The 20052-nt window shown below is 74.3% G+C and carries 17 protein-coding genes; 7 read left to right on the top strand and 10 right to left on the bottom strand.

The features are described 5' to 3' along the window. The first annotated feature begins 115 nt into the window (after nt 1-115). Nucleotides 116-1090, top strand: a complete 975-nt coding sequence (locus AB0E96_RS10900) for an alpha/beta hydrolase (RefSeq protein ID WP_359821215.1) — start codon at nt 116-118, stop codon at nt 1088-1090. A 40-nt stretch (nt 1091-1130) separates the two neighbouring features. Here the strand turns inward: AB0E96_RS10900 and AB0E96_RS10895 are convergent, their stop codons facing one another. Genes AB0E96_RS10895 through AB0E96_RS10885 form a run of 3 tightly spaced genes read right to left on the bottom strand, consistent with a single transcriptional unit; the run spans nt 1131 to nt 4248 of the window. Further along, nucleotides 1131-2111: an AraC family transcriptional regulator gene (locus tag AB0E96_RS10895; protein ID WP_359821213.1), complete on the bottom strand. Its 981-nt coding sequence runs from the start codon at nt 2109-2111 to the stop codon at nt 1131-1133. A gap of 23 nt (nt 2112-2134) precedes the next feature. Continuing rightward, a complete protein-coding gene (locus AB0E96_RS10890; protein ID WP_359821211.1) occupies nt 2135-3106 on the bottom strand; it encodes a helix-turn-helix domain-containing protein in 972 nt (323 codons plus the stop codon). Nucleotides 3107-3132: 26 nt separating this feature from the next. Beyond that, the gene (locus AB0E96_RS10885) at nt 3133-4248 is read right to left on the bottom strand and encodes a helix-turn-helix domain-containing protein (RefSeq protein WP_359821208.1); all 1116 of its coding nucleotides are present in this window, start codon (nt 4246-4248) and stop codon (nt 3133-3135) included. Between the two features lie 200 nt (nt 4249-4448). Between AB0E96_RS10885 and AB0E96_RS10880 the strand changes: the two genes are divergently transcribed. Both AB0E96_RS10880 and AB0E96_RS10875 read left to right on the top strand, forming a co-directional pair. Continuing rightward, entirely contained in the window at nt 4449-7187 is a 2739-nt protein-coding gene (locus AB0E96_RS10880; protein ID WP_359821205.1) for an AAA family ATPase, read from the top strand. Between the two features lie 279 nt (nt 7188-7466). Beyond that, nucleotides 7467-8483, top strand: coding sequence for an alpha/beta hydrolase (locus AB0E96_RS10875; RefSeq protein WP_359821203.1), 1017 nt, complete (start codon nt 7467-7469; stop codon nt 8481-8483). A 17-nt stretch (nt 8484-8500) separates the two neighbouring features. Here the strand turns inward: AB0E96_RS10875 and AB0E96_RS10870 are convergent, their stop codons facing one another. From AB0E96_RS10870 to AB0E96_RS10855, 4 genes are all read right to left on the bottom strand, one after another. Further along, a complete protein-coding gene (locus tag AB0E96_RS10870; RefSeq protein ID WP_359821200.1) occupies nt 8501-8941 on the bottom strand; it encodes a hypothetical protein in 441 nt (146 codons plus the stop codon). 46 nt (nt 8942-8987) lie between these two features. Beyond that, on the bottom strand, nt 8988-9569 hold the full coding sequence (locus AB0E96_RS10865; RefSeq protein ID WP_359821198.1) for a hypothetical protein: 582 nt from the start codon (nt 9567-9569) through the stop codon (nt 8988-8990). A 232-nt stretch (nt 9570-9801) separates the two neighbouring features. Further along, complete coding sequence (locus tag AB0E96_RS10860) at nt 9802-10449, bottom strand: response regulator transcription factor (protein ID WP_359821196.1); 648 nt, start codon at nt 10447-10449, stop codon at nt 9802-9804. After that, nucleotides 10434-11654 carry a sensor domain-containing protein gene (locus AB0E96_RS10855; RefSeq protein ID WP_359821193.1) on the bottom strand — a complete coding sequence of 407 codons (1221 nt, stop codon included), beginning with the start codon at nt 11652-11654 and terminating at the stop codon, nt 10434-10436. The genes AB0E96_RS10860 and AB0E96_RS10855 overlap by 16 nt, the downstream gene beginning before the upstream one ends. Nucleotides 11655-11763: 109 nt before the next feature. Here AB0E96_RS10855 and AB0E96_RS10850 point away from each other — a divergent pair, with 109 nt between their 5' ends. After that, a complete protein-coding gene (locus tag AB0E96_RS10850) occupies nt 11764-12531 on the top strand; it encodes an ABC transporter ATP-binding protein (RefSeq protein WP_359821191.1) in 768 nt (255 codons plus the stop codon). Continuing rightward, nucleotides 12531-14909 (top strand): FtsX-like permease family protein, encoded by a 2379-nt coding sequence (locus AB0E96_RS10845; protein ID WP_359821189.1) that lies wholly within the window; start codon nt 12531-12533, stop codon nt 14907-14909. Before AB0E96_RS10850 ends, AB0E96_RS10845 begins: the two co-directional genes overlap by 1 nt. 85 nt (nt 14910-14994) lie before the next feature. Here AB0E96_RS10845 and AB0E96_RS10840 read toward each other — a convergent pair whose 3' ends face one another. Beyond that, nucleotides 14995-15807 (bottom strand): class I SAM-dependent methyltransferase, encoded by an 813-nt coding sequence (locus AB0E96_RS10840; protein ID WP_359821187.1) that lies wholly within the window; start codon nt 15805-15807, stop codon nt 14995-14997. Between the two features lie 419 nt (nt 15808-16226). Between AB0E96_RS10840 and AB0E96_RS10835 the strand changes: the two genes are divergently transcribed. Next, a complete protein-coding gene (locus tag AB0E96_RS10835) occupies nt 16227-16685 on the top strand; it encodes a DinB family protein (protein ID WP_359821238.1) in 459 nt (152 codons plus the stop codon). Nucleotides 16686-16744: 59 nt separating this feature from the next. Here AB0E96_RS10835 and AB0E96_RS10830 read toward each other — a convergent pair whose 3' ends face one another. Both AB0E96_RS10830 and AB0E96_RS10825 read right to left on the bottom strand, forming a co-directional pair. Next, on the bottom strand, nt 16745-17239 hold the full coding sequence (locus AB0E96_RS10830; protein WP_359821185.1) for an ATP-binding protein: 495 nt from the start codon (nt 17237-17239) through the stop codon (nt 16745-16747). A gap of 252 nt (nt 17240-17491) precedes the next feature. Then, nucleotides 17492-19138 carry a CehA/McbA family metallohydrolase gene (locus AB0E96_RS10825; RefSeq protein WP_359821183.1) on the bottom strand — a complete coding sequence of 549 codons (1647 nt, stop codon included), beginning with the start codon at nt 19136-19138 and terminating at the stop codon, nt 17492-17494. A 476-nt stretch (nt 19139-19614) separates the two neighbouring features. On the opposite strand from AB0E96_RS10825, the gene AB0E96_RS10820 reads away from it, so the two are divergent. Then, nucleotides 19615-20052, top strand: a 438-nt coding sequence (locus tag AB0E96_RS10820; RefSeq protein ID WP_359821180.1) for a polysaccharide deacetylase family protein, incomplete at its 3' end; no start/stop codon positions are given.

Below are 20052 nucleotides of genomic sequence, written 5' to 3'. Positions count from 1 at the left end.
GCACGGTTCTTGTCCCTGTCCGCAGGGACGGCCCGGCCCTCGTGCGTCCGGTGCGGAACTGCCGCAGGCTGAGCCGGCGGGAACGGCCTGTATGCCGCCCCGCGGAGGAGTTCCCGTGCGAGAAGACGTCGACGTTCCCCGGGTGCCGCCCGTCCTCGGGCGGCAGACGCGGGCCTTCCTCGCGTCCACTCCGTGGCCGGCGTCCCCGCCCGGGGACGGCGCCGCGGCGAGGGCGCGGATGGCGGCCCTCTGGAACGACGGCGGCCGCGAGGAGCCCGAGGTCGAGGAGGAGTGGCTGGCCCTGCCGGGCGGGGACGGGAGCCGGGTCCGGGTGCGGGTCCTGCGTCCCGCGGGTGCCGAGGGGCCGCTGCCGGTGGTGCTCTGCCTGCACGGGCTCGGCTGGATGCTGACCGACGCCCACGCGCACCGGCAGCTGACGGCGGACCTGGTGCTCGGGGCGGACGCGGCCGTGGTGATCCCCGAGTACGACGCCCCGGAGCACGCCCGCCACCCGGGCGCCGTCGAGCGGGCGTACGCCGTGGCCCGGTGGATCGCCGCGCACGGTGCGGGATGCGGCCTGGACGGGAGCCGGATCGCGGTGTTCGGGGCCGGCGCGGGCGCCCAGCACGCGGCCGCGCTCACCCTGGTGGCCCGGATGCGCGGCGGCCCGCGCTTCCGCCACCAGGTGCTGGTCTGCCCGGTGACCGACGCGGCGATGGACACCCCGTCCTACCGCCGGTTCGCGGAGGGGTACTTCCTGAGCCGCGCCGCCATGCGTGACTACTGGCGGCAGTACGCGCCGGACCCGCGGGAGCGCGCACGGGCCGTCGTGTCACCGCTGCGCGCGCCGGTCCGGTCCCTCGCGGGCCTGCCGCCCGCGCTCGTCGTCACCGCCGAGGCCGACGTGCTGCGCGACGAGGGCGAGGCCTACGCGGCGCGCCTGGGGCAGGCGGACGTCCCGGTCGTGGCGGTCCGCTACCAGGGAACGATCCACGGATTCGTGCTGTTCGACCGGCTCCGCGGCACGGAGGCGTCCAGGGCGGCCCGGATCCAGCTGACGGACACCCTGCACACCGCCCTGCACACCTGACGGCGTCCCGCCCCGCACACCTGACGGCGCGCCGCCGCGGTCACTCGGGCGCGCCCGCCGGGACGGTGCCGCCGTGCCGGCGCCACTCGCTCGGGGACATCCCGTAGGCCGCCTGGAAGCGGCGGCTGAAGTGGCTCGGGCTGGTGAACCCGCACCGGGCGGACACCGCGGCGATGGTCAGCCGGTCGTAGCGCGCGGCGGTCAGCATGCTCCGCGCCTTCCCGAGCCGTTCGGTGATCAGCCACTGCTCCAGGCTGATCCCCGCCCCGCTGAGCACGGCGTAGAGGTGCCTGAGCGAGACGGCGTGCTCCGCCGCGATCCGCTCCGGCGTCAGGTCGCGGTCGGCGAGGCGGGACCGGGCGTACGCCATGATCCGGGTGAGCAGCGTCTCGTCCATCGTCGACCTGACCTCGGCGGTCCCCTCGGCGTGCGCGGCCGAGAGGAGCAGGGCGCGGACGAGTTCCGTGGTGGCGGACGCCAGCGCCGCCGAACCGGGATCGGCCTCCAGCCGGTCGGGGTCGCTCCACACGCCCCGCAGGTGCTGCAGCACCAGGCCGTGCAGCGGACTGGCGCGCAGCCGCTGGGACGCCCGGACCACCGTTTCCACCGGCACGCCGAGGCGGTTCGCGTCGAACAGCACGGACCTGGACGCCCCGTCGCCGGACCAGCCGTACGTGCGGGGCGACAGCTCGTGGAAGACGCAGATGTCGTCGAAACCCAGGAGCTCCTGGCGGCCCGCGACGTCGGCCCGGTGGACGCCCAGGGGCTGGAGCGAGACCGAGACGACCGGGTCGCTCCGGTGGTGGCGCACGTGGTGGGCCGTCCGGCGCACCTCGAAGCCCGAGTTGCGGGTGGAGAAGAAGTCCAGGCCGCCGATCCGCCACGCCTCCATGCGCGCGTGGATGCCGTTCTCCGGCTCCTCGTGCGCGATGTCGTTGGGCACGGAGGAATCCGTCAGCGCGTGGCGGAACGCCTCCACCCGCTCGCGGGGCGGCACGGTGTCGAGGTCAAGCAGCAGCACGGGCCCTCCCGGGACGGCGGATCTCAGTCATGGCGACTCACGTGGTCGGCGCCGACCTGCCAGTCCTTCGGCGTCATGCCGTAGGCCGCGCGGAAGGCGCGGGTGAAGTGGCTGGAGTTGGCGAAGCCCCAGCGACGGGCGATGCCCGCCACCCCGAGCTCGCCGGCCATCGGCCGCAGGAGGTCCCGGCTGCAGCGCTCCAGCCGCTGCGTCCGGATCCACCCGCCGACGGTCACGCCCTCCTGCTGGAACAGCTTGTGGAGGAAGCGGACGGACATGAAGGTCGCCTCCGCGATCGTGGACGGCGACAGGCCGGGGTCGCGGAGGTTGCGCAGGATGTGGTCCTTGACCCGCTCCAGCGAGGCCGCGGTCCGCGACCCCTGCGGCCGGGCGTGCCCGCCGTGGTCGTCGATGAACAGCGCCAGCAGGTCGAGCGCCGTCGCCGCGGCCCGGCGGCCGACGGCCTCGTCCAGCCCCGGCGCCTCGTGGGCCATCCGCGACAGGTAGGTCGCCACCAGCGCGGCGCTGCCCCCGCCGCCGCTGAACGACGTCGCGGTGAGGGCCCGCAGGTCCCTGTCCGACACGTCCAGCTCCGCGCGGGGGAAGACGAAGGAGGTGAAGGCGAAGTCCTCCTCGATCTTCTTCCGGTACACCCGTGAGGTGTCGGTGAAGGAGAAGTCGCCGGGCCGGAGGAGCGCCTCCCGGCCGTCCTGCTCCTTGAGCGCGGTGCCCCGCTCCTGCAGGCTGAGGATGAGTGACGGCGAGTCGCCGTCGCCGTCGGCGATCAGGCGCCTGCCGCGCGTCACCATCTGCGGTCCCGCCTGGACCCTCGATATCCGCACCGGGCCCAGCCGGTGGCCCTCGATCGAGCCGGGGGAGGGCAGCTCCTCCAGGAAGTCCACGGCCATCGGCACGAAGGCGTGGGCCACCGCCTCGGACCAGCTCTGCGCCCGGTCGGAGGGGGACAGGGGTGCGGTGGAGAGGGATGCGGACACCGGGTTCCTCCCAGGTCGACGGGCCATCAGGACACCGGGCCCGGGGTGCCCCGCCGCTCGGTCGGCTCGGCGCCGACGCGGGTCTCGCGGGTCTCGCGGGCGTCACGGACATCGTGGGCGCCACGGACATCGCGGGTGTCTCGGGCGTCGCGGGTGTCTCGGACATCGTGGTTGTCTCGGGCGTCGCGCCACTGGCTCGGTGAGATGCCGTACCAGGCGCGGAAGATCCGGCTGAAGTGGGCCGCGTCGGTGAAGCCCCACCGCTGCGCCACGGCGGCGACCGTACTGTCGCCGCCGCCCCGGCGGGTGAGGTCCGCGGCACTCGCCTGGAGCCGGCGGCGCTGGATCAGACGGCTGACGGTGACGCCCTCCCCTTCGAAGAGCTTGTGGAGCGAGCGGACGGAGATGCCGTGCGCGGCCGCGATGGTCCTCGGCGCGAGCTCCGGATCCCGGAGGTGCCGCTCCACGTGGGCGCGGATCTCCCACACCCGGGTGCAGCGGGAGTCCTCCGCGGCGGGAGTGTCCCGGGCGGCCCGCTCGGTGACGAGGGTGGCCACCAGGTCGGTGAAGTTGCAGGCCAGCCGGTCGGCGACGAACTCGGGGCAGTCCCCGGCCGACTCGGCCAGGGTCAGCAGGGACCGCGCGACCAGGGCGGCCACCGGTCCGCCGGCGTCGGCCACGGTGGCCGTCACCCGCTCCAGCTGGTCGTCCCGCACACCGAGGGCCCGGCGGGGGATCATGCACACCCTGACGTCCACGCCGCCCGGAAAGTCGACCACGTGCGGGGCCTCCGAGTACCAGAAGGTGACCGCCCCCGCCGGCACCTCGGCCGTCCTGCCGTCCTGCCGGACCACGGCACCGGTGGCCCCCATGACGGCGACCACGACGAACCCGTCGGCCTGCCGGGCATCGCGGGCGATCTCCCGCCGGCCGCGGGTGTAGCAGCGGGGAGCCGCCTCGGTCGTGATGAAGAGCAGGTGGCCCAGCTGCCGGGTCCTCATCCGGCCCGGGTCCGTCGGGGGCTCGTCCGAAGCGACCGTCACGGGGAGCGCGGCGACGGAGACGGCCCGGGTGAAGCGGCGGGCCGCGGTCCCGTGCCCCGGGGACCCGGTCGGGCCGGTCGGGCCGGTCACGGATGTCATGGGTCCTCTCCCTCCGGTCGGTACGGCATCCAGCATGGGACACGGAATGACTTACGTCGGGGGCAGGATGACTGTGAACCGACTGTCCCCGATGTGTCGCCGGACACATGACTCTCAGCGCACTCGAACCGCGCAACGCGTGCACCTACACTGCAACGGTCCAGGTCAGAGCGCTGGCGACAGTCACAGAGGGACATCGGATGTCAGGCACCACACTGTTCGGCCGGGACGGCGAACTGGCGGCCGTCGACGCACTCGTCGACGCCCTGCCCGAGCGCGGCGACGCGCTGCTGGTCCAGGGGGGCCCCGGGACCGGCAAGTCCGCCCTGCTGGACCACGCCGCCGCCCGGGCCGGGAACGCCGGGTTCACCGTCCTCAGGGCGGCGGGTGTCCGGGCCGAGGCCCAGCTGCCGTTCGCCGGGCTGCACCAGCTGACCCGCGCCATGGCGGACCGCGTCCCGCACCTGCCCGCCGTCCAGGCGCAGGCGCTGCTGGGCGCCTTCGGCATGGCGGAGCCGGCCCAGGACGCCTCCCGGTTCTTCATGATCGCCCTGGCCACCCTCGGCCTGCTCGGCGAGACGGCCGCCGAAGCCCCCGTGCTGCTGGTCGTGGACGACGCCCAGTGGCTCGACGCGCCGACCCTGGACGTCCTCGGGTTCATCGCCCGCCGCGTCGGCACCGAACCCCTCGGCCTGCTCGCCGCCGTCCGCGAGGACCGAACGGCGTGGCGCGGCGCCGACCACCTCCGCGACCTGCGCCTCGGGCCCCTGACGCCGACCGCGGTCGGCGCCCTGCTCGCCGACCGCCACCCCGCCCTCGCCCCCGGGACGCGCCGCCGGGTGGCGGAGCTGTCGGCCGGCAACCCGCTCGCGCTGACCGAAATCCCCCTCACCCTGGAGGCGGGCGGGGCGCCCGCGGAGCCCGGGATGCCGTCCGAACTCGTGCTCACCGCCCGGCTCCGGAGCGCCTTCTCCCCGCCGGCCGACCTCCCGTCCGACACGCGGCACGCGCTGCTGGTCGCGGCCACCGCCGACGACGGCGCGCTGACCGAGGTGCTCGCCGCGGCCTCGGCCCTGGCGGGCACCGAGCTGTCCGTCCGCTCCCTGGAGCCCGCCATGGCCGCGGGCCTGGTCCGCCTCGACGGGTTCCGGATCGACTTCACCCACCCGCTGGTGCGCCCCGCCGTCCTGCGCTCGGCCTCGCTCGCGGACCGTCTCGCCGCCCACGGGGCGCTCGCCCGCACCCTCCAGGGACAGCCCGACCGGCAGGCCTGGCACCGGGCCGCGGCCGGCGGCCGGCCCGACGAAGCGGTGGCCCGGCAACTCGACAAGGTCGCGCTCGGCGCGCGGGAGCGCGGCGCCCCGGCGGCTGCCCTGACCGCCCTGGAACGCGCCGCCGCGCTCAGCGAGGTCCCTTCGGGACGCGTGGCCCGCCTGCTCGGCGCCGCGGAACTGCGCTTCGAACTCGGCCAGGCCGACCGCGTGTCGGAGCTGGTGCTACAGGCCGAGTCGCTGGGCCTGGGCGTACTGGAGCGGGCCCGGGTGGTCCTGCTGCGCGAATGGCTGGAGTCGGAGTCCGACACCAGCATCTCCCGGATCCACCTGCTGGTCACCACGGCGGAGCGGGCCGCCGAGGCCGGCGATCCCGAACTCGCGCTGAAGCTGCTGCGGGTGGCCGCGTGGCGCTGCTGGTGGGCCGACCCGGGGCGGGAACTGCGGGAGCGCGTCGTGACCGCCGCCGAGCAGCTGCCCGTCCCGGAACTCCACCCGGACCTGGTGTGCACCCTCGCGGGGGCCGCCCCGCTCGAAGCGTCGGCGACGGTCATCGACCGGCTGCGGCGCCTCGAACGCGAGGGCGGGTACGACGTCGTGGCCGCCGCCACCCTCGGCAACGCGGCCATCATGGTGAACGGGTTCGACCACGTCACCGGATTCGCCCGCCACGCGGCGGACGGACTGCGCCGCCAGGGACGCCGGGGCCCGCTGACCAAGACGCTGGTGCTGCTCGCCCTCGCCACCGTGCACACCGTCGACTGGGAGACCGGACTCCCGGCCGCCGCCGAGGCGGCACGGCTCGCCGAGGAGACCGTCCAACCGCGCTGGCTGACCGGCGCGCGGGTGGCGACGGCCCAGTTCGCCGCACTCCGCGGAGACCTGGACACGGCACTGGCCGCGATCGGCGAGGCGGAGGGCCAGGGGCTGACCGTGGTCGACCCGTCCAAGCTCGCGTACATCCAGATCACGCGCGGCCTCATCGGCCTCGCGGCGGGCCACCACACCGAGGCGTTCTCCTGCGTCTGGCGGGTCTTCGACCCGGCCGACCCCTCCTACCACCCGTTCATGCAGACCATGGCCATCGCGGAGCTGGCCGAGGCCGCCACCAGCGACGAGCAGCGCGCCATGGCCAGGACCGCCCTGCGGCAGCTCGTCGCGTCCGCCGGCGAGAGCGAGGTCCAGATGGTCCGGGTGAGCCTGGGGTTCGCCCGGGCGCTGCTCGCCGAGGAGGAGCACGCCGAGGAGCACTTCCGGGCGGCGTTCGACCTGGACATGTCCCGTACGCCCTTCGTCCGCGCCCGGCTGATGCTCGCCTACGGCACCTGGCTCCGGCGCCGCCGCCGGGTGACGGAGGCCCGCACCCCGCTGCGGATCGCCCGCGAGTCCTTCGAGGCCATGGGCGTGGAGCCCTGGCGCGAACGGGCGGCCCAGGAACTCCGTTCGGCGGGCGAGGGCAGCAAGGGCCAGGGCCGTCCCGACCGGGAACTGCTCACGCCCCAGGAGGTCCAGATCGCCGGGCTGGCGGCGCAGGGACTCTCCAACAAGGAGATAGGCCGCCGGCTGCACCTGTCGCCCCGGACGATCGGCACCCACCTGTACCGGATCTTCCCGAAGCTCGGGATCACCTCCCGCAGCCAGCTGAGCGAGGCACTGGGCGCGGACTGAGCGCGGGTGCTGCGGCGGTCCGTCGTGCCGTGGTGGTCCGTCGGGCTGCGGCGGTCGTCGCGCCGTGGTGGGGCGGTGCGGCGGGGTGCCGGGCGGCGGGTCGCCTATCCTGAGGGAACTCCGTGCACGATCAGGCCAATGGGCCCGGCCCTTCGGCAGTACCGTCGGGTGGCGCGCCCACGGTGCCGGAGGGCCGGACTCCCATCGGGCGCGGACCGAGCCCACGCCAGGGCGGGCGCCGCGTCGCCGCGCCCTCACGATCCGGCCAGGAGTGATGAGTTGTCCGATCCCACCCCGCTGCCCCACGGGCGTCCGGTGCTCGACCGGGCGCTCCAGGAGTTCCTGGACGCGCGGGACGGCCGGCCCGAGGCGGAGCTGCCGGACCTCTCCTTCCTCTCCGTCCCCGCCGCCGACGGCGCTGACGACGGACGGGCCGGCGCCGTGTGCGAGGAGGAGGGCGAGGACGATCCGTACGGGACCACCTCGGAGTGGCTGGCGCTGCCGTGCGGGCCGACCGGGCGGGTGCACGTCCAGGTGACCAGGCCCGTCGGCGCGGTCGAGCCGAGCCCGGTGGTGCTGTTCCTGCCGGGGCTGGGCTGGTCGCTCGGCGACGCGGACTGCTACGCGCGGCTGGTACGGGAGTTCGCGCTCGGCGCCGACGCCGCGGTGGTGTGGGTGGACTACGCCCGGGCGCCCGCGGCCCGCTACCCGGTGGCCGTCGAACAGTGCTACGGGGTGGCCCGCTGGATCCGCGCGCACGGCCGCGAGATCGGGCTCGCCGGGGACCGGATGGCCGCCGTCGGCGATTCGGCGGGGGCCAACCTGGTGGCGGCGCTGACGCTGCTGGCCCGGGAACGCGGCGACGTCGCGCTGGCGCACCAGGTGCTCCTGTACCCCGTCACCGACGCCGACTTCGACACCCCCTCCTACCACCGCTTCGCGACCGGCTACTTCCTGCACCGGGACCACATGCGCCGGTTCTGGGACGACTACCTGCCCGAACCCCGGCAGCGGCAGGAGGCGACCGCCGCACCACTGCGCGCCTCACTGGAGCAACTCGCCGGGCTGCCCCCGGCCCTGGTCGTGACCGCGGAGGCCGATGTGCTGCGCGACGAGGGCGAGGCCTACGCGGCCCGGCTACGGGCGGCCGGAGTCCCCGTGGTCTCGGCGCGCTACCAGGGAGTGATGCACGGCTTCCTCCTCATCGGCGGACTCCACCCCACGGGCACCACCCGCGCCGCGCTGATCCAGGTCGTCGACACCGTCCACATGGCCCTCCACCGCCGCCCCTGGTGACACCCGCCCCCGCCCGGCTACTCGGCACGGGCGTGGGGGACGGGCCCACCCGTGAGGGCGTCGGTCAGGGTCCGGCCACCGAGCGGCCGGCGCAGCACGACCTTCAGTTCGGCGATGCCGCCGTCCTCGCACCCGACGTTCGGCCCCGAGGCGTCGCGGCGCCGGAGCAGCAGGGCGACCCGTTCGTCCGACTCCCGTGCCACCAGGTCGGGCCGGTAGTCGCAGCCGCCCCAGGCGACCTCCATCGTGATCGTGCGGTCGTCCGCGGCGACGGCGATGTTCCTCGTGGACGGATCGGCGAGCGCGATACGGCGCAGGACCGAGGCGTCCCGCCGCTTGTACGGCAACGGATAGTCGGCATCGCCGTCCCCCGCCGAGGCCCACGCGTAGCACGCCGACACCACGACCCCGATCCCCACCGCGCCCACCCGCAACTTCCCGCGCACCGCCGAGCCCACGCCCCACCCTCCCCCTGCCGAGCACCAGGGTAGGCCCGCCCGGGCGTCAGGCCCCGATCGCCCCCTTGAACCCGTCGGCCTGCTCGGGCGTCAGGAGCTTGGACACCCGGATCAGCACGGTGCCGTGGACGAAGTCGTACTCCGCCACCGCGGGCAGGGACTTGACGATTCCCTGGATGTACTGCGCGCGGGCCTTGGCGTCGGCCTCGGTGGCGAACACCTCCACGGCGCCGCCGCGGGCCACCGAGTCGGCGTCCTCGCCCTCGACATCGGCCTCCTTGACGCGCGAGTCCGTGAACGTGACCTTCGAGGTGTACTGGCCGGGCCGGCCGAGCAGGTGGTTCGGATCGTCCTCCGCCGTCACCGACCGGCCGAACTTCGCGCTCTGCACGGTCATGGCGACCACGGCGAACGTCGCCGACGCACTGCCCGACAGCGGACCCGGCGCCGCAGCCGTCTTCGTGGCGACGGCCGAGGGCGCGGCAGGACTCTCCCCGGCGCCCGTCGCACCCCACGTCACGGCGGCGGCGCCCACCGCAGGCTTGTCGCCCCGGGAACCGGGGCCGGAGCACGCGGCGACGGCGACCGTCAGGCCGGCGGCGAGCAGGACGAGGGCGGTGCGACGCATGGGTTCCTCTGAAGCGTTGTGCGGATACTGGGGGCGACCGTATCGGCGCGCACCGCTCGGCGCGGGCGATGTGACGATTCCGTGATCGCCCGGGACGCCCCTGGACGAGCGAGGACGCGGCGCCGTGGCGATGGAGCCCGACCTCCCGGACCGGGTCGATGCGCGTGCGCGGGCGTGGTCGGCGAACGCTTCCGGGTGCCGCTGCCCGTGGCGGCGTCGGCTCCACGGCCGGTCACGCCTGGAGGAAGCGCAGAACCGCCAGGACTCGGCGGTGTCCGTCGGTGTCGACCGGCAGGTCGAGCTTGGTGAAGATGCTGCCGATGTGCTTGTTGACGGCGGCATCGCTGATGAAGAGTTCTGCGGCGAGATTCGCGTTCGACTTTCCTTGCGCCATCAGGCTCAGTACCTCCTTCTCGCGCGTGCTCAGCCGCTCCAGCGGGTCCTGGCGGAGTCGCACCAGTTGGTGTACCACCTCGGGGTCCACCACCGTGCCGCCGCGGGCCACCCGGTCCAGTGTCGTCATGAAGTCGCTGACCGCACCGATCCGTTCCTTCAGCAGGTAGCCGACCGCGTCGCCGTTGTCCGAGTCCAGCAGGCGCATCGCGTAGGACTGCTCGACGTACTGGCTCAGCACCACCACGGGCAGCCGCGGGTACGTCCGGCGCAGCGCCACGGCTGCCCGCAGCCCGTCGTCGCTGTTCGACGGTGGCATCCGCACATCCGTGACGACCAGGTCCGGCCGCTCGGTGTGGACGGCCTCGCTCAGGGCGTCCGCGTCGCCGACGGCGGCGGTGACGGTGTGCCCGAAGCGTTGCAGCAGGCCGACCAGGCCCTCCCTCAGGAGGACGGCGTCCTCGGCGACGATCACCCGAAGTGGCATGGGATCTCCACGTGAAGCAGGGTCGGGCCGCCCGTCGGACTCGACACGCGCATGCGCCCGTCGACGGCGGTGAGACGGTCGGCGAGCCCGGTCATGCCGCTGCCGAGGGCCGGGTCCGCTCCTCCGTGGCCGTCGTCCGAGATCTCCAGTACGAGCAGGTCGGCGTGGTAGCGGCCGGACACACTGGCTTTCCTGGCGCCGCTGTGGCGTGCGATGTTGGTCATGGCCTCGCTGATCAGGTAGTAGACGTTGGTCTCGACGTGCCGAGGAAGCCGTCCGGGCAGGTGCAGGTCCACCTCGACCGGTATCGGGAAGCGGCTGGCCTGTTCCCGGACGGCCGCGGCCAGCCCGTTGTCCGCCAGGACCGGGGGATTCAGCCCGCGGACCAGGCTGCGCAACTCCTCGTGCGCGGCGGACAGTTGTTCCTGCGCCTGGGCCAGTTGCGCACTCAGTGGCGATCCCGGTGGGACATCCAACTGGAGGAGCCCGAGGGTCATCCCCAGAGTGATGAGCCGCTGTTGCGCGCCGTCGTGCAGATCCCGTTCGATCCGCACCCGTTCGGCGTCGAAGGCGTCGATCAGTCGGACCCTGGACGCGTGCACCTCCCGCAGGGCGGTGCCGAGTTCCTCGTCGCGCGGGGCGAGCAGGGCCCGGGCGAGTGCGGCGCGGGCGCCGGCCCAGGAGGTCACCGTGTACGGGGAGGCCAGGAGGACGAGGCTTCCGAAGACGGCCCATGGCCAGGTGGCGCTGTCGGCTGCCCCGAAGCAGAGCGCGGGCAGGCCGAAGGAGAAGGCCAGGACCAGGAGGTCCAGCCACCACAGTGCGGCGGCCGAGAGCAGCGTGAAGCCCAGCTCGCGCCAGGTCACCGGTTCCTTCAGCCGAGTGGCGACCCAGACGCGCAGGCCCGGACGGCTGGGCCTCCGGTGCGGATCCGGGGTGTCGTCGAGGTCGACCAGTCGCAGTCGGTGCCGTTCGATGGTCGCCACCGTCACGGAGGAGAGGACGACACCCACCAGCGGGGCCACACCGACCAGGACCACCAGCAGGACCAGACCGACCGCCAGGCCGGCCGCCAGCACCGCCACGGCGGCGGCTCCGACCAGGACGCCGCTCGCGAGGTAGGCCACTGAGCGCCACGGCCAACTGGAGGTGAGGAAGCTCAACGGGCGTTGGGCCATCGCCTGCCATGCCGTTCTGGGATGCACGAAAGGCACCCTAACCCCGGGGCGCACGGGGCGGGATAGTGCTGGCACTACCTGTGAAGTAGAGCCCGGATCAATGCCGGTGGTCCGCCGACCGGGTGGAATGCCCTTCGTGACGACTACGAAGCAGGCACCTGCCCCGGACGCGGTCCGGCTCCACACCGTTCGCAAGGTCCACGGCTCGGGCGACCGGGCCGTGACCGCGCTGGACGGTGTCTCGCTCGGGTTTCCGCGCGGAACCCTCACCGCGATCATGGGACCGTCCGGTTCCGGGAAGTCCACCCTCCTCCAGTGCGCCGCGGGTCTGGACCGGCCGACGGACGGCCAGGTGATGGTGGCAGGAGTGGACATCAGTGCGCGGAACGAGCGCGAGCGCACCAAGTTGAGGCGCGATCACATCGGGTTCGTCTTCCAGGCCTTCAACCTGGTCGAGTCGTTGACCGCCGCACAGAACGTCGAGCTGCCCTCCCGCTTCGCCGGCCGCAGGGTCAGCCGTGACCAGGTCGCCGCGGCGCTGAGCGCGGTCGGGCTGGCCGAGCGGGCCGGGCACCGACCGAGCCGGCTCTCCGGCGGCCAGCAGCAGCGCGTCGCCCTCGCCCGTGCCCTGGTGACCCGCCCCGACGTGCTCTTCGCGGACGAGCCCACCGGCGCGCTGGACACCAGCGCCTCGCGCGAAGTGCTGCGCCTGTTGCGCCGGTTGGTCGACCAGGAGGCGCAGACCACGATCATGGTCACGCACGACCCGGTGGCCGCCGCGGTCGCGGACACCGTGGTCTTCCTCAAGGACGGCCGGATCGCCGACCGGGTGACCCTCGGCCGGGAGGCCGACGCCCGCAACGCCGCGGCCATCTCGGCCCACATGACCCGACTGGAGTCCTGATGCTGGTCATCGCCAACGTGCGCGAGCGCTGGACCGGCTTCCTCGCCTCGTTCGTGGCGGTCCTGGTCGGCGTCGCGTTGATCTCGACCACCCTGGTCATCCACGACTCCGCCAAGCCGACCGTCCAGCCCCGGCTGGAGGGCGCCGCCGCGCTGGTGCTGCCGCCCCAGGCCACCGACCGCAACGGCAGCCCGAAGGACCGGGTCCCGTGGGACAAGGCCGAGGCGGACGCGCTCCTCACCAAGCTGCGTGCGGTGCCCGGAGTGGACGCCGCCGTGGTCGACCGAACCTTCTACGCCCAGCTGTTCCGGGACGGCCGGCCGGTCACCGACGAAGGCGCGGCCGACGCCGGCCACGGCTTCTCCAGTACCGGACTGGCCCCGTACCACCTGGTCTCGGGCCGAGCTCCGAGCGGAACCGACGAGGTCGTCGTCGACCGCTCACTGGGTGTGGCGGCAGGGCAGCGGGTGACGCTGAACCTCACCCCCGGGCGCAGCGAGTTCGAGGTCGTCGGCACGGTCGACGGACCCGGCTACTTCTTCAGTGACGAGTCCGCCGCCCAACGGGACCCGGGCGTTCGGGTGATCGCCCTGGTCGGCGGCGCCGGCACCACCAGCGGGGCGATCGCCGCGGCGGCCCGTACCGCCGTCGGGGACCAGGGCAGTGTGGTGTCCGGCGACGCCCGCTCCACGATCCAGCCCCAGTACGTCGACCACAAGCGGTTCCTCGGCACCCAGCTGATCGCCGCCATGGCCACCCTGGGTCTGTTCACGACGACCTTCGTGGTCGCCTCCGTGCTGGTCCTCGCGACCGGGCTGCGTCGCCGTGAGATCGGCCTGCTCCGGACGATCGGTGCCAGTCCGCGCCAGGTGCGCCGGATGGTCCTGGGCGAGGCCGCCACCGTCGGTGCGCTCGGCTCGGTGGCGGGTTGCCTGGCCGGCGTCGCGGCCGCGCCACTCCTTCGCGACATCCTGCTGCGCCTGGACGTCGCCCCGCCGGACCTCGCGGTGCGGGTGGCGGCATGGCCGCTGCTGACCGCCGCCGCGATCGGCGTCGGCGTCAGCGTGATCGGCGCCTGGGCGGCGAGTCGGTCGGCCGCCAGGGTGGCCCCGCTGGAGGCGCTGCTGGAGAGCCGTTCCGGTAGCCGGTCGACGAGCCGACCCCGGCTGATCTCGGGCCTGGTGGTGCTCGGCCTCGGATCGGTGTGCGCGGTGATGACCGCCACCGCCGCCGCGGACAGCCGGGTCACCATGGCGATCGCGGCGACCATGGTGCTGATCGTGGCGGCCGCGCTGCTCGCCCCGGTCCTTGTCGGGCCGGTGGGCCGGGCGGTGACCAGCCCGTTCGACCGGGTCGGGTCGGCCGGGCCGATGCTCATCCGGGCCGAGCTCACGGCGAGTGCGCGCCGCGCCGCCTCCATGGCGGCCCCGGTGATCGCGGCCGTCGGGTTCGCCGTGCTGCTCAGCGGCATGGTCGAGACGATGCGGGTGGCCTACCCGGCCGGTGACGCGCTGAAGCTCGCCGGCCAGGTGATCATCACCAACGACGGGACCCCCGGCAACACCGACGAGGTGGTCGGCGCCAATCCGGTCGGCAAGGCCTCCCTGCCCACCCGTGCCTTCGTCCACAGGGCCGACGGCTCGACCGTGGTGATCGACGCGCTCGGCTCCCGGGAGCCGACGTGGGACCGCCCGGGTCAGGCGGTGCTCGGAGAGTCCATCGCGGCCTGGCTGGGGGTCAAGGCCGGGGACCGGTACCCGGTGCGCTTCGCCGACGGTGCGACCGTCCAGCTGGGCATCGCCGAGGTCCTGCCCGACGACCCGGCCCGGGGCGACTTCGTGATGCCCCGCGGGTTGGTCCGCGGCCACGACCCGGCCGCGCTCAACGACGACGTCTTCGTCCCCGAGCAGGCGAAGCCGGTCACCGTTCCCGGCACCGCCGTGCACGACGCGGTCCAGTACGCCTTGGACGACTACGACACCGACGCCCGACTGACCGACAACCTGGCCGCGATGCTGATCGTCATCGCGGTCGGCTACAGCGGGATCGCCGTCGCCAACAGCATGGCGATGGCCGCCCACGGACGGCGCCGTGACTTCGCGGTGATGAAGTCGGCGGGCGGCACGACCAGGCAGCTGCTGGCGTTCGCCGTCGGGGAGACCTCCCTGGTGGTCGGCGTCGGCGCGGTGCTCGGGGTGCTGGTGACGCTGCCGCCGTTGGCCGGGATGGCCTCCGGGCTCTCCCAGGTCACCGAGGCGGACGTCGGGCTGAACCTGAACGTCCCCATGCTGGCCGCAGCGATCCTCGGATCGCTCGTCCTGGCGATCGCCGCGAGCGCGGCGGTCACCTGGAAGACCTTGCGCCGCGCGGAGATCTGAGGCGGGCGCCGCTTCGGTCCACCCCCGACCCGGAGCGGCGCCCCTTCGCGTGCCCCTCCGCCTGTTGCCCGGGCGTTCGGCGGGGTCAGATGCGGGTGGCGGTGATGACGTGGTAGTCGAGGAGGTTGTCGCGCCAGGCGGTGAGGAAGTGGCGGGACCAGTGGGCGGTGGGGACGGTGTCGGTGAGGTAGCGGTCGAAGCCGGGCCAGACGTCGGCGCCGACGGATTCGGTGGTGACGTCGGTGAAGCCGTGGCGGGTGAGGTCGGCGGTGAAGGCGTCGAGGGGGTGGGGGACGTCGAGGCCGTCGGCGAAGCTGGCGAGCATGATCTTGAGGCGTTCGGCGGCGTCGGGGCCGGGGGCGGTGAAGAAGGTGGTGACGGCGAGGCGGCCGCCGGGGCGCAGGACGCGGGCGGATTCGCGGGCGAAGCCGGTCAGTTCGCGGAAGTGCTGGGCGGCCTCGACGGAGAAGACGCCGTCCAGGTAGCCGTCGGAGAACGGGAGTTCGTCCGCCGAGCCGAGGGTGTACGCCAGCCGATCGGGGTACGTCGCCAGGGCTCTCGCGTTGACGGCGCGGGCGCGTTCGATCTGGTCGGGGTGGATGTCCACCCCGGTCACCGCCGCGAAGCGGAACTCCCGCAGGGCGAGGGCGCTTCCGAGGCCGCGGCCGCAGCCCACCTCCGCCAGCCGCAGGCGCTCGCGCGGTTCGGGGAACTCCCGCAGCACCCGCCGGTACAGCTGCTCCTGGCTGTACACCCGGTCCTCGGGTGTCGGGGCGGTGAGGTCGATCCCTTGCCAGTAGCCGAAGTTGATGAAGCCCCCGGCGAATGACGGGGCGGTGCTGAGGTCGTCGGCGCCGTAGGTGCGGCGCACGGTCGGGGGGATGCGGTTGTGGTCCATGGGCCGCTGGGTCTCCTGCTCCGTGGGTGCCCGGCCGTCGGGCGCGCCGAGGTACGTACCCAAACCTGTGGTGGTCCGAACACGGTACGTGATGGAGGGGGCTTCGGGGGACGGTGGGAGCGGTGGTGACGGCGGGGGAGGTGGCGACGGCGGGGTGTCCTCCCGGGGCGGTGGGTCGGCTGGGGTGCCGGACATCAGGACACCGCGGGGTGCGCGGATGTGACAGGCCGCCGCGGGGGCCGGGGAAAATGACCTCCGGACGGGCCGGAGGGTTCGCTACAGTCCGCGGGGATCCCGATCACCGTGAGGAGAACGACACCGTGAGCGCCGCGAACGCCGTCAACGCCGCCAACACCGTGAACGCCGTCAACGCCCCGGACGACCGCCCCGCCCCGCCGCTGACCGGCGGCGAGCGCGAGATGCTGCGCGGCTTCCTTGACTTCCACCGGGCGACCCTCGACCTGAAGTGCCGGGGCCTGACCGACGAGCAGCTGCGCCTGCGCTCCAGCCCGCCCTCCACCGTCAGCCTGCTCGGGCTGGTCCGGCACATGGCGGAGGTCGAGCGCACCTGGTTCCGCCGGGTGATCGACGGGCAGGACCTGCCGCTGGTCTGGTCCGAGGACGGCGACTACCAGGCCGCGTACGACTCCGACGGCGCCACCGGTGCCGAGGCCTTCGACGCCTGGCGGACCGAGGTCGAGCACTCCCGCCGGATCGAGCTCGCCGCCGAATCCCTCGACGTCACCGGCTACCAGGCCCGGTGGGACGCCGAGGTGTCGCTGCGGCTGGTGATGCTCCACCTGATCCACGAGTACGCCCGCCACAACGGGCACGCGGACTTCCTGCGGGAGGCGATCGACGGCGCCGTGGGGGCCTGAGGGGCCTGAGGGCGCCCGAGGAGGGGCCTGAGGGAGCGTGCGGAGGGCGGCCCGGCCGCCTACCAGCCGAGGAGGTGGCTGCGGCGGGTGAGGACGGTGAGGACGGAGCCGGCGGTGCTCTCGGGGGTGAGGTCGGTGGTGTCGAGGGTGTGGGTGGTGTCCTCGGGGCCCCGGCCGGGGTGGAGGACGACGTAATGGAGGGCGACGCCGGTGGCGCGGCTCTCGCGTCGGAAGGTGTCGAGGGCGGAGGGCACGACGGAGGCCTCCACCACCACCTGGTAGCCGCGGGTGGCGTAGGCGAAGGCGGCCTGGGCGGCGGCCGCCAGGGCGGTGGCGTTCTGGCGCCCGGCCTCGGGCAGGTGGGGCGGCAGCTGGCCGCTGCGGATGACCCGCAGGAAGTCGTCCGTCCGCAGGTGGACGCTCGGGTTCAGCTCCCGGGCGAGCAGCTCCGCGACCGGGCTGTTCCCGGCCCCGGCCGGGTCGACGAGGACGAGGACGCCCCCGGCGCCCCGGCCGCCCCCGAGCTCCGGCCCACCTACGGTCGTACGGTTCACAGCTGCTGATCCCTTCGCGGGCCGGGGACGGTCGGGTAGCCGGGGCGGGGCGGTCGGAGTGCGAAGGGGCTGGTCGGCCCATATCCGGACAACCGACCGCCTCGTCCCTACGACTGATGCGTTTCGGGGATCAACCTAGTCCAAACGGGTGGTCCGAGTCGTCCCCCACCCGGTTCCTGGGCGGGTCGGAGGGGCGGCCGGCGACGGTCGTGGGCCGCTTGGGGGCGGCTCGGGGGATCGCTCCGGGGGCCGCTACCGGTCGCCGGCGCGCAGCACGACCGGGTTGGTGAGCGCCGCCATCGGGCCCCACGGCAGGTCCGGGCCCATGGAGTTGCCCTTGCCCGGGGTGCCGTCCGCCCTCGGGTGGCGCACCTCGGCCCGGACGTAGGCGGCGAGCGAGGCGGTGGTGCGCCAGATCACGGTGCCGGAGCCGTCGGCGGGCAGCGACTCCTGGTGCATCTGCCCCTCGTCGGTGAGGAGGCGGACCGTCCCGCCGGGTACGCCGGAGACGGTGAGCCGGACGTCCAGCGGGGCGTCGGCGGGGACGGTCAGTTCCTCGCCGATACCGGCCCGGCGGCCGTTCCCGGTGACGGTGAACTCCAGTGAGACGGCGGAGGACTCGGCCAGCCAGCTGCGCCCGGCGCGCAGCCCGTCGAGGACGGCGTCCCGGGTGAGGTCCTCGGCGAGCACGACGGTGTGCGGGGAGCCGATGACCTGGGGCTCGCTGTGGGCGTCGCTGTTGCCGAGGGCGGGCAGCCAGGAGCGGCCCTCGCGCAGGGCGACGGCGAGCCGGCCGTCCCAGGTGTCCACCGCCGACTCGTCGTCGTACGTCCAGGGGCCGTTCCACACCTCGACGCCGTCGGCCTGCTCGTAGCCGAACTTCCACTGGCAGGCGACGTACGGGCAGTACGGGTGTGCGGGCACCACCAGGCCGCCGGACCGGTGCACCTGGCGGACGAAGCGCGGGAACTCCTCGTCGCGCGAGCGGTAGCGCCAGTCGACGAACTGGCCGGGCTCCAGACCGAGGGCCAGCCAGTGGCCGTTGCGGGTGGTGATCTCCTCGCCCGGCAGGATCAGCAGGTCGGGGCCGGCCAGCGGGCCCCAGACGGCGTGCGAGGAGCTGGTGTTGTGGTCGGTGGAGACGATGAAGTCCAGGCCGGCCGCGCGTGCCCCGGCGGCCACCTCCTCGGGTGTGCGCCGCCCGTCGGAGTGGACGGTGTGCAGGTGGCAGTCACCCCGGTACCAGGCCCGGCCGCGGCCGCGGGCCCGCTCCGCCGGGTACTGCGGGGTGAACTTCGGCCCGGGGGCGCCGAACCGCAGGGTGACCTCCACGTGGTACTCCAGGCCCTGCGGGGCGACCTGGTACGGGCCGAGCACCACGTGCCAGGTGCCGGGGTTGATCGGGCCGGGGAGGTAGCCGGGGGTCGCGGCGCCGCGGGAGAGGCTGAACTCGGTGCGGAAGCCGCCGGACCAGCCGCGGAAGCCGGGGCCGCCGAGGTCGGTGCCGCGTTCGTCGAAGATGCCGATGTCGCAGGAGTTGCCGGGGGTGCCGGCCGGCACGGGGGGCTTGTCGTAGCGGTAGGAGACGGCCAGCTCGCGGACGCCCTCGGGCACGTCGACCGGGAGGTACACGAAGTCGGGGGCGCCGGTGGGCAGGTGGCCGGTGAGGGTGAGGGTGCGGTCGGCGGGGGTGGCGCCGGGACCGTCGGCGGGGGCGGCGCCCGCCTGGCCGGTGGTGGTGGCGAGGCCCAACGCGGTGGCGGCGCCGGTGGCGAGGCCGGTGCGGAGGAGGTCCCGGCGGGCGGGCCGGGTGGGCCGGGCCGTCGGCTGCGGGGCCGGTTGGCCGGACGGCTGGTCGGCCGGTCGGTGGGGGCGCGGCGTGCTGGGGTCGGTCGGCATCGGGGCCTCCGGATCGGGGTGGGCTGGTCGCTCGCGTGCCTACCCCGGCGGGTGAACCGGGGGTGAGTCGGGGGTGAGTCGGGGCCCACGGCGGTGGGGCGGGCCGGTGAAGAGGTGCCGGCCGGGGGCCTGGGCGAGTTGCGGGGAGTGACGAATGGTCGGTTCATTGTCATGTCATCGGTTTGGCTGAGGAACGGCGCGAATGGGAGACGAGCGTGTCGGTGAGTCGGCGGATGCTGCTCATGGCGGTGGCCGGGGGAACCCTGGCGGGGTGCGGGGCCAGGGCGGCGGGCACCGGCTCGCCCCCCGCCTCCGCTGTGGCGGAACCGTCCGGTGGGCCATCCGACGGGCCGTCCGGTGCGCCCACCGCGGGCGCCGCGGGCACCGGCGGGCCGACGTCCGCCCCGGAACCGACACCGACACCGACAGCGGCCGCGACGTCCGCGCCCGAGCCCGCGAAGCAGCCCCCGCACGAGGTGACCCGGGCCGAGGTGGTGGAGCGCTACGGCCCGCTCGCCCCGAGCGAGTGGGGGCTGGAGGTGTCCGGGGTGACCACCGAGCTGCCGGAGGGCGAGGCCGCCACGGCGCTCACCTTCGACGCCTGCGGCGGCCCCGGCGGCAACGGCTACGACGCCGGCCTGATCGACTTCCTGCGGGCGCACGACGTGCCGGCCACGCTCTTCCTGAACGCCCGCTGGATCGACGCCAACCCGGACGAGTTCGAGCGGCTCGCCGCCGACCCGCTGTTCGAGATCGGCAACCACGGCACCGTCCACCGCCCGCTCTCGGTGACCGGCCGCTCCGCGTACGGCATCGCCGGCCCGTACCGCAGGTACACCTGCCTCAACCCCAGGGCGCATGAGGACGGCGGGTGCGAGCACGAAGACCGGATCGTGCCCGGGCACGTCAGGGGA

Source organism: Kitasatospora sp. NPDC036755 (genome assembly GCF_040636595.1).
Lineage (GTDB): Bacteria > Actinomycetota > Actinomycetes > Streptomycetales > Streptomycetaceae > Kitasatospora.
Note: the sequence above shows the minus strand (reverse complement) of the source record. Positions and strands in the feature narration are given on the sequence as shown.

Excerpts from the sequence above, each read along its gene's own strand:
- AB0E96_RS10885 (WP_359821208.1), bottom strand. The coding sequence starts at position 4,248 with ATGACATCCGTGACCGGCCCGACCGGCCCGACCGGGTCCCCGGGGCAC.
- AB0E96_RS10880 (WP_359821205.1), top strand. The coding sequence starts at position 4,449 with ATGTCAGGCACCACACTGTTCGGCCGGGACGGCGAACTGGCGGCCGTC.
- AB0E96_RS10865 (WP_359821198.1), bottom strand. The coding sequence starts at position 9,569 with ATGCGTCGCACCGCCCTCGTCCTGCTCGCCGCCGGCCTGACGGTCGCC.
- AB0E96_RS10860 (WP_359821196.1), bottom strand. The coding sequence starts at position 10,449 with ATGCCACTTCGGGTGATCGTCGCCGAGGACGCCGTCCTCCTGAGGGAG.
- AB0E96_RS10845 (WP_359821189.1), top strand. The coding sequence starts at position 12,531 with ATGCTGGTCATCGCCAACGTGCGCGAGCGCTGGACCGGCTTCCTCGCC.
- AB0E96_RS10840 (WP_359821187.1), bottom strand. The coding sequence starts at position 15,807 with ATGGACCACAACCGCATCCCCCCGACCGTGCGCCGCACCTACGGCGCC.
- AB0E96_RS10835 (WP_359821238.1), top strand. The coding sequence starts at position 16,227 with ATGCTGCGCGGCTTCCTTGACTTCCACCGGGCGACCCTCGACCTGAAG.
- AB0E96_RS10825 (WP_359821183.1), bottom strand. The coding sequence starts at position 19,138 with ATGCCGACCGACCCCAGCACGCCGCGCCCCCACCGACCGGCCGACCAG.